At 74.0% G+C, this 7788-nt stretch carries 8 protein-coding genes; 5 read left to right on the top strand and 3 right to left on the bottom strand.

What is annotated here, in order from left to right; translation table 11 throughout:
* Positions 1 to 21: 21 nt before the first annotated feature.
* Positions 22 to 984: an FKBP-type peptidyl-prolyl cis-trans isomerase gene (locus ACFRCR_RS14690; RefSeq protein WP_377678535.1), complete on the bottom strand. Its 963-nt coding sequence runs from the start codon at positions 982 to 984 to the stop codon at positions 22 to 24.
* Positions 985 to 1131: 147 nt separating this feature from the next.
* Between ACFRCR_RS14690 and ACFRCR_RS14695 the strand changes: the two genes are divergently transcribed.
* From ACFRCR_RS14695 to ACFRCR_RS14705, 3 genes are all read left to right on the top strand, one after another.
* The gene (locus ACFRCR_RS14695) at positions 1132 to 1431 is read left to right on the top strand and encodes a hypothetical protein (protein ID WP_138823569.1); all 300 of its coding nucleotides are present in this window, start codon (positions 1132 to 1134) and stop codon (positions 1429 to 1431) included.
* A 238-nt stretch (positions 1432 to 1669) separates the two neighbouring features.
* Positions 1670 to 2473 carry an alpha/beta hydrolase gene (locus tag ACFRCR_RS14700; RefSeq protein WP_377678545.1) on the top strand — a complete coding sequence of 268 codons (804 nt, stop codon included), beginning with the start codon at positions 1670 to 1672 and terminating at the stop codon, positions 2471 to 2473.
* On the top strand, positions 2470 to 3264 hold the full coding sequence (locus tag ACFRCR_RS14705; protein WP_377678537.1) for an alpha/beta fold hydrolase: 795 nt from the start codon (positions 2470 to 2472) through the stop codon (positions 3262 to 3264). The genes ACFRCR_RS14700 and ACFRCR_RS14705 overlap by 4 nt, the downstream gene beginning before the upstream one ends.
* A gap of 27 nt (positions 3265 to 3291) precedes the next feature.
* Here ACFRCR_RS14705 and ACFRCR_RS14710 read toward each other — a convergent pair whose 3' ends face one another.
* Positions 3292 to 3828, bottom strand: coding sequence for a hypothetical protein (locus ACFRCR_RS14710; protein ID WP_377678539.1), 537 nt, complete (start codon positions 3826 to 3828; stop codon positions 3292 to 3294).
* Positions 3829 to 3832: 4 nt separating this feature from the next.
* Positions 3833 to 5230 carry a hypothetical protein gene (locus tag ACFRCR_RS14715; RefSeq protein WP_377678541.1) on the bottom strand — a complete coding sequence of 466 codons (1398 nt, stop codon included), beginning with the start codon at positions 5228 to 5230 and terminating at the stop codon, positions 3833 to 3835.
* 261 nt (positions 5231 to 5491) lie between these two features.
* Here ACFRCR_RS14715 and ACFRCR_RS14720 point away from each other — a divergent pair, with 261 nt between their 5' ends.
* Both ACFRCR_RS14720 and ACFRCR_RS14725 read left to right on the top strand, forming a co-directional pair.
* Complete coding sequence (locus tag ACFRCR_RS14720) at positions 5492 to 6712, top strand: hypothetical protein (protein WP_377678542.1); 1221 nt, start codon at positions 5492 to 5494, stop codon at positions 6710 to 6712.
* Positions 6709 to 7728: a hypothetical protein gene (locus ACFRCR_RS14725; protein ID WP_377678543.1), complete on the top strand. Its 1020-nt coding sequence runs from the start codon at positions 6709 to 6711 to the stop codon at positions 7726 to 7728. Before ACFRCR_RS14720 ends, ACFRCR_RS14725 begins: the two co-directional genes overlap by 4 nt.
* Positions 7729 to 7788 lie beyond the last annotated feature (60 nt).

The raw sequence follows: 7788 nt of genomic DNA on the forward strand, positions 1-7788 counted from the left end.
CTTCGGTGAGGCTCGGGAGACTCAGTACGCCGCGAGGATGTCCACGACGAAGACGAGGGTCTCCTTCTGCAGCTTGTGCCCCTCCGAGGCGCCGTAGCCGAGCGACGGCGGGATGACGAGCAGGACCTGGCTGCCGACCGTCTGGCCCGCGAGTCCCTGCGTCCAGCCGGCGATCACACCGTTCAGCGGGAAGGTGGCAGGGGTTCCGCTGTCCCACGAGGCCTCGAACTGCTTGCCGTCGAGCGTGTACCCCGCGTAGTGAGCGATGATCGTCTGGTCGGCGGTCACCTCCGGGCCGGTGCCCTTGATGAGGGGCTGGACGACGAGGTCGGTCGGCGCCGTGTACCCCTCGGGGATCGTCACGGTCGGCTTGCCCGTGTCGTCGAGCGTGACGACGGGGAGCCCGTCGGCCGGTGTCACGGCCTCACCCTCGGCGCGGGTCGGCACGTCGGCCGGGTCCGGCACGTCCTTGGTCTCGACGACCTCGGCGACGGTCACCAGGGTGCCCGAACCGTCGTTCATGGGAGCGGCGAAGAGGAAGCGCGTCCCGACCTTCTTGCCGACGAGGACGTCGAGCAGCTGCGGGTACAGGTTGTCGTCCAGGACGAGCTGCTCGGGGCTGTTCGTGTCCCAGGTCGACATCGCCTTGCTGCCGTCGGTCCCCAGGAAGGCCGCGGACTGCATCGAGATCTGCTGACCCTTGGCGATGGGGTCACCGTCGCCCTCGTCGATCGACCGCGCGGTCGCCGCCGAGACCGTGAACGGCGTCGTGAACTCCACGGTGGGCTCGGCGCCCGCGTCTCCGGTGACCTTGACGGCCTCGAGCGCCGCGATGTCCTCTGCGGAGGGCGTCGGGATGTCGGTGGCGGCGGCGTCGGAGGGCGACGGGCTGGCGCCGCCGTCGTTGCCGCTCGCGCAGCCGGAGAGGACCAGGGCGGTCCCCAGGGCGATCGCGACGAGGCCGCGGGAGGTACGGAGCTTCACAGGGATCCTTCGTTCGGGGGTGTCCGCGCACGACCGGTGGCGAGCACGTCGCCGAGCACGGGTTGCAGGCCCCGTAACTCTAGCGGCACTCTCTGGGAAGCCGCTGGGAGGGGAGCCCCGTAGGCCTCGAGCAGGGACAATGGACGGATGCCGTCGAAGCGTCCCTCCCGTCGCCGCCCCTGGGGGGCAGAACCTGCCCCGCTCGACCTGGGCCGTGCCCTGGGCGGGTTGCGCTCGGAGTCGGGGGCCGACGGCGAGTGGTCGGTCCGCACGGTGCGCTCAGGTGACAAGTCCTACGTGTGCCCGGGGTGTCGGCAGACCATCCCGGCGGGCACGAGCCACGTCGTGGCCTGGGCGAACGACTCGATGTTCGGCGCGGCCTCGGCCCTCGAGGACCGCCGGCACTGGCACTCGGGCTGCTGGTCGGCCCGCGAACGTCGCCGCTGACGCGCACGGCACGGCCCGGAGCGTCCCTCGCCAACCCGTCGCCCGGCGGAACCGGCGGCTAGGCTCGGCCGTGATGAACGCGCACCGTCCCGCCCCAGCGACCGACCACCCCGACGAGCCCGCCGCCCAGGCCGCAGACCAGCCCGCCGCGCCGGCTGCCGCGACGCCGCCTGCACCGCAGGAGCCCCCCACGGCGCCCACGACCCCCGAGGGCAGGCCCGCCGAGCACGGCGCCCCGATCCGCTCGCTCACGGTGCTGCCGGCCCGCCGCGAGGACGTCGAGCTGCACACCGCGGACGGCCTGACCCTCGTGGGCGAGCTCGCGCTCCCGGCGCACGCTGCGCCGTCGGGCACGTTGATCACGCTGCACCCGCTGCCCACGCACGGCGGCTACATGGACTCCCACGTCTACCGCAAGGCCGCATGGCGCCTGCCCGCGCTCGCTGACCTCGCGGTGCTGCGCTTCAACACCCGGGGGACGTCGTCCCCGCGCGGGACGAGCGAGGGCGCGTTCGACGGCGGCGAGGCCGAGCGCTTCGACGTCGCCGCCGCGATCGAGCTCGCCGAGTTCCACGACCTGCCGAACCGGTGGCTCGTGGGGTGGTCGTTCGGTACCGAGATCGCGCTCAAGCACGGCACCGACCCGGGCATCGAGGGCGCGATCCTGCTCTCCCCGCCCCTGCACCGCGCGACCGACGACGACCTGGACCGCTGGGCGGCGTTCGGCAAGCCGCTCGTGGTGCTCGTCCCCGAGCTCGACGACTACCTGCGTCCCGACGAGGCGCGCCGCCGGTTCGCGCGCGTGCCCCAGGCCGAGGTCATCGCGGTCGAAGGGGCGAAGCACCTGTGGGTCGGGGAACCGTCGGTCCGCCGCGTGCTCGACGAGATCGTCGCGCACGTCCTGCCCGGGTTCCCCGTGCCGCTGCCCACGACGTGGGACGCGGCGACCGAGACCGGGACCGACACCGAGTCCACCGACCAGGCCTCCTACGACGCGAGCCGCACGCACGTCCAGCCACCGACGACGGGACAGGAACCATGACCACGACCGACCGAAGCCTCGCCCTCCACACGCTGCGCCACGGTCACGGGCTGCCCGTGCTGCTCGTGCACGGCTTCCCGTTCGACCACCGCATGTGGCTCGACGTCGCCGCCGCCCTGCCGAGCGGCGCCACGGTCCTCGCGGTCGACCTCCCCGGCGCGGGCCAGAGCCCGCTCGGCGCCGAGCCGGCCTCGATCGAGGCCGCCGCGGACGGCGTGGTGGCCGCGGCACGTGCCGCGGGGGTCGAGCGTGCGGTCGTCGTCGGGATGTCGATGGGCGGCTACGTGGCGCTCGCGGCCGCCGAGCGGCACCCCGAGTTCACCGTCGCCCTGGGCCTCGTGGACACCAAGTCCACCGCCGACACCGACGAGGCGCGGGCCAACCGTCTGCGCATCGCCGAGGCCGTGGCGAGCAGCGCCACGGTCGACGCCGTGCTCGGCATGCCGGGTGCGCTCCTCGGGGCGACGAGCAAGGTCGCGCGCCCCGCGCTGACGGCCCGCCTCGAGGAGTGGATCCGTTCCCAGCGGCCCGACGGCGTCGCGTGGGCCCAGCGCGCCATGGCCGCCCGCCCGGACCGCACCGAGGTCCTGGCCCGCTTCGCGGGTCCGGTCACCGTGGTCGTGGGCGAGGAGGACACCCTGACGCCCGTCGAGGCCGCCGAGCACATGGTCGCGGCCGCACGCGGCACCTCGCTCGTCCTGGTGCAGTCCGCCGGTCACATGAGCGCGGTCGAGGAGCCGGCAGCGGTCGCGAACGCGCTCGGAGACCTCTGGGCGACCGCCAAGGGGTGACGTCGGCGGCGGTGCCGGTGACGCGGGTCAGCCGCGCTCGAGGACCAGCGCGATGGCGTCGGCGAGCGAGATCGACTCGCCGTCGCGGCCGCCCTTGCCGAGCACGAGCGGCGGGTCCGAGGGTGTGAGGACGGCGCCGCGCAGCCGCGCCGAGAGCCCGCCCGGGACGCTGAGGACGTAGAACGCCCCGTCCGTGCCGACCGCGAGCGTCCGGTTCTTGCGCAGGTACCAGCCGAGCGTGCGCGTCCGGTACGTCGCGTCGCCCGCGTACGACCGGGCCTGCAGCGGCACGGGCGCGATGCCGCGTCGCCCGGCCTCGGCGATGAACTCGCGCAGCAGGACAGCCGCCTCGGCGGACTCCTGTGCGCGGCGACGTTCGAGCTCGGCCGCCTGGTGCGCCGCGGCCTCGGTGCGCTGGGCACGCCAGGCGGCGACGTCGTCGGGCCGGCCGGCGCCGGGGACGGACGGCGCGCCGGGACCGCCGTGCGAACGTGCCGGCCCCTCCGGACGCGGCGACGGCGACGACCCGGGAGTGCGTCCCGTGCCGTCGCCGTCGGTCGTCATCTCGTCAGCCCTTGGTCCGGGCCGGAGCCTCGGGCTCGTCGGCCGTGCGCGCCGACTCGGCCTCGGGCTCCGCGGCCTCGACCTGCGGGAACTCGGCGGTCATGAGGTTGGCCGCACGAGCGCGCTGGGCCGGCGTGCCCGCGATCGCGGCGGGAGCGGCGGCCTTCGCCTTGGCCGCACCCGCGTCGCTGTCGCCCAGGAGCCCGCGCAGCTCGTCGAGGTACGTGTTGATCGACTCGTGCTGGCGCGTGAGGTCCTCGAGCTGGCGCTGAGCGGCAGCACGCTGCTGCTCGGCCTCCGCCTTGGCGTCCCCGACCGTCTGCTCGGCGAACTCGCGGGCCTCGGCGACCACGCGGTCCGCGTTGTGGCGCGCGGTCGCGATGACCTCCTTGACGTACTCGTCGGACTCGGTGCGGACCTTCTCGGCCTGCTCGAGCGCGGCGACCACGCGGGCCTCGGCGTCCGAGGCGTGCGACTCGGCGGTCGCGACGAGCTTCTCGGTCTCCTCCTTGGCGACCTGGTGACGTGCGGCACTCTCCAGCTCGGCCTCCTCGCGGCGGCGGGCGATGTCGAGCTCGGCCTCGGCGAGGGCGGTGCGCGCCTTCTCGCGCAGCTCCTCCATCTCCGACGTCACGGCGTTGGCGGCCTCGGACGCGGCGCGCTTGGCCTCGGCGACCTGGCGCTCGGCCTCGCGGCGCGTCGTCTCGCGCAGCTCGGTCGTCTCCCGCTCGGCGGCCTCACGCATCGCCGCGGTCTCGGCCGAGACCCGGGCGCGGAGCTCCGCGGTCTCGCGCTCGGTCGCGACGCGCAGCTCGGTCGTCTCACGCTCGGTCTGGGCACGCAGCGTGCCGAGCTCGCGCTCGAGGCTCGAGCGGCGCTCGCTCTCCTCGGTGTTCAGCGCGCTCTGGATGCGGGCGGCCTCGCGCTCGGCCGAACCGACGAACTCCTCGGCGCGGCGCTGTGCGCCGACCAGCGTGCTCTCGGTCTCCGCGGCGGCGGTCGAGCGGATCTCCTCGGCCTCGCGGCGGGCGTTCGAGAGGAGCTCGGCGACCTCGTTCTCGGCACGCGAGCGGATCTGCCCGCCCGCGACCTTGGCGCGGGACATGATGTCGACAGCCTGCGCGTTGGCCTGGGCCAGGATGTCGGCCGACTGCTCCTCGGCCGAGCGGAGGAGCTGCTCGATGCGTGAACCCAGACCGGCGTACGACGGCCGGTCCGTCTCGCGCAGCTGACGCTGGGCGTCCTGGAGGTCCGACGTGAGCTGCACGGCCCGTGCGTCAGCGGCCTCCGCTCGGTGTCGGGACTCCTCGAGGTCCTTCTCGAGCTTGGCCAGCTGGCCTTCCACCATGATGCGGTCGTATCCGCGCATGGTGATGGGGAACAGTGTGCGTTCGTCGGACACGGGTCGACCTTCCGCCTTGGGCTGGTCCACGCCAGCATGGGTGTCGGGGGATGAGTGCCGGCGCGTCACCGGCAGCCCGACCTGTGGATCGTCCACCAGGATACGTGGCCCGGCTGTGTCCTGAATACCCGGAATGGGTACCGTCAGGGTGTCGCGAGGAGTTCGTGAAGAGTCTGCGCCGATCGTCGCCATCCGGCGAACTTTCGAATCCGACGCGCGTTCGCCTCTATTGTGGATTGTCCATGACGAAGGGAAAACTCGGTGCTTCAACGAATCCTGGCCGCCGGCCTGATCGTGCTCGGCCTGGTGGGGATCGGCACGGGGGTCGCCTCGGCGACGATCTGGCGTGAGAGCGAGACGGTGGTCGCCACGACCCCCGCCGACGGTACCTCGCCACTGATCGTCTCCGAGCCTGGCGTCCTCGACATGGTCGCGGGCGACGTGACCGTCACCGCGAAGGCCTCGGACGACAAGCCCGTCACGCTCGTGATCGGCCGTGAGGTCGACGTCGAGGGATGGGTCGGCACGGACGCCCACACGGTCGTCACCGGCCTCACGGACTGGGACACGCTCTCGACCCGGTCGGTCGCCGCGCCGCCTCCGGCGGAGGAGACCCCGGCCGAGGGTGAGGCGCCCGCCGAGGGCGAGGTGCCCGCAGAGGGTGACGCCACGACCGACGAGGCGGCCCCGGCGCCGGTCGTCGGCGTGGACCCGGCCGGCTCCGACATGTGGTTCGCCGAGTCGGCGGGCGCGGGCGAGGTCAGCCTGCGCTGGTCCGACCGACCGGGTCGCTGGAGCCTGCTCGCTGCCGGTACCGGTGAGGACCCCGCCACCCCGGTCGTGACCCTGACCTGGGCCCGTGAGGTCTCGACGCCCTGGCAGTGGCCCGGGATCGCCGGCGGCGCCCTGCTCCTCCTGGCCGGGCTCGCGATCGGCGTGATCTCGTTCGTGGGTGGCAAGAAGGACGGCAAGAAGGGCAGCAAGCCGTCGAAGCGCACCACGAAGGGCAAGGGCGACGAGGCGGCGGCCGGGACGACCGAGGGCACCGCAGGCCCGACGGGTGCGCCCGCACCGACCGACCCTGGGTCGGGCGACGCTCGAGGGACCGCCCAGCGGGAGCCCTCGCCGCAGACCGGCGCGACCGCCACGCTCACCCGCCGTGAGCTGCGGGAGAGGGCCGAGAGGCAGCGCCTCGAGGCCGAGAACGCAGCCCAGGAGGAGGCGCGCGCGCAGCGCCCGCGCAACCGGTGGCTGACCGGGCAGATCCCGGTCGTGCCCGGTCGGCAGAAGAACGCCACCGCCGCCCAGCCGATCGTGCCCGCCCCGACCGCCGAGCCGCAGGCCGGCACCGACGGTGGCTCGGCTGCCCGGGCCGACGCCTGGCGTCAGGCGTGGGGCTTCGGGCAGACGAAGGCTGCCCCGCCCACGTCGGGCGACGACGACCAGACCCAGACTCCCGACACGACCGGAGGAGACCGATGAGCAAGCGCACCCCCCGCCGCTCCGCGACCCGCACGGCCGCCGTAGCAGGTGTCCTCGCAGGGGCGATCCTGCTCGCAGGCTGCGCCTCGCCCGTGCCCACCGCAGACCCGGACCCGACGCCCACCGAGGCGGTCCCCGCGCTGACCGCCGACCAGATGGCCGAGGTCCGCACCGCGGTCGGCACCTCGCTCGACGAGGCGGCCGCGACCAACGACGCCGCCCAGCTCGGCAACCGCCTCGCCGGCCCGGCGCTCTCGCTCCGGACGAGCCAGCTCGCGGTCGCCGCGGTGCGGGGCAACCAGGACCTGGTCACGAAGCTGCCGACCGACGTCCAGCAGGACATCATCACGACGACGGACACCTGGCCCCGCCAGGCCTACGCCGTGACCGTCCAGCCCGAGGACCTCCAGTCCCCGCGCCTGCTCGCGTATGAGCAGACGGCGGCCCGCGACCCGTACAAGCTGTGGGCCTGGGTCAGGCTGTTCCCGAGCGCGACCCTGCCCGCGTTCGCGGGTCCTGCGGTGGGCAGCGAGTCCGTCCCGATGGACGACCCGTCGCTCCTCGTGACGCCCGCGGACGCCGTGGCGCAGTACGCGGACGTCCTGACGCTCGGTGTGGGCTCCGCGTACGCCGGGTCGTTCGCCGACGACCCGCTGCGTGCGTGGGTCGCGAACAACGCGACCGTGCAGATGGCCGAGCTGAGCAAGGCCGAGGGTTCGTTGACCATGACGTTCACCCCGACGCCCGACCAGGCCCGCGCCGTGCGCACGGCCGACGGCGGCGCGATGGTCATGGCCGGGCTGACCGCTCTCGAGACGCGCACGATCGAGGAGGGGGGCAAGATCGCCCCCGGGTCGGACACCGAGAAGGCGCTCTTCGGGGCCAGCGAGCCGACGAACAAGCTCAACGTCGGGTACACGACCATGGTCGCGATGTACATCCCGCCCGCGGGTGCGACGACCGGTGTCCAGGTGCTCGGCATGGAGAACGTCGCGACGTCCGTCGCGACCTCCTGACCCCTCGGGGGTGCGCCCGCTCCCGGGCGCCCCGCCACCCGTGTCCCGGCCGCGTGCCGC

Source organism: Oerskovia sp. NPDC056781 (genome assembly GCF_042789955.1).
GTDB lineage: Bacteria > Actinomycetota > Actinomycetes > Actinomycetales > Cellulomonadaceae > Oerskovia > Oerskovia rustica.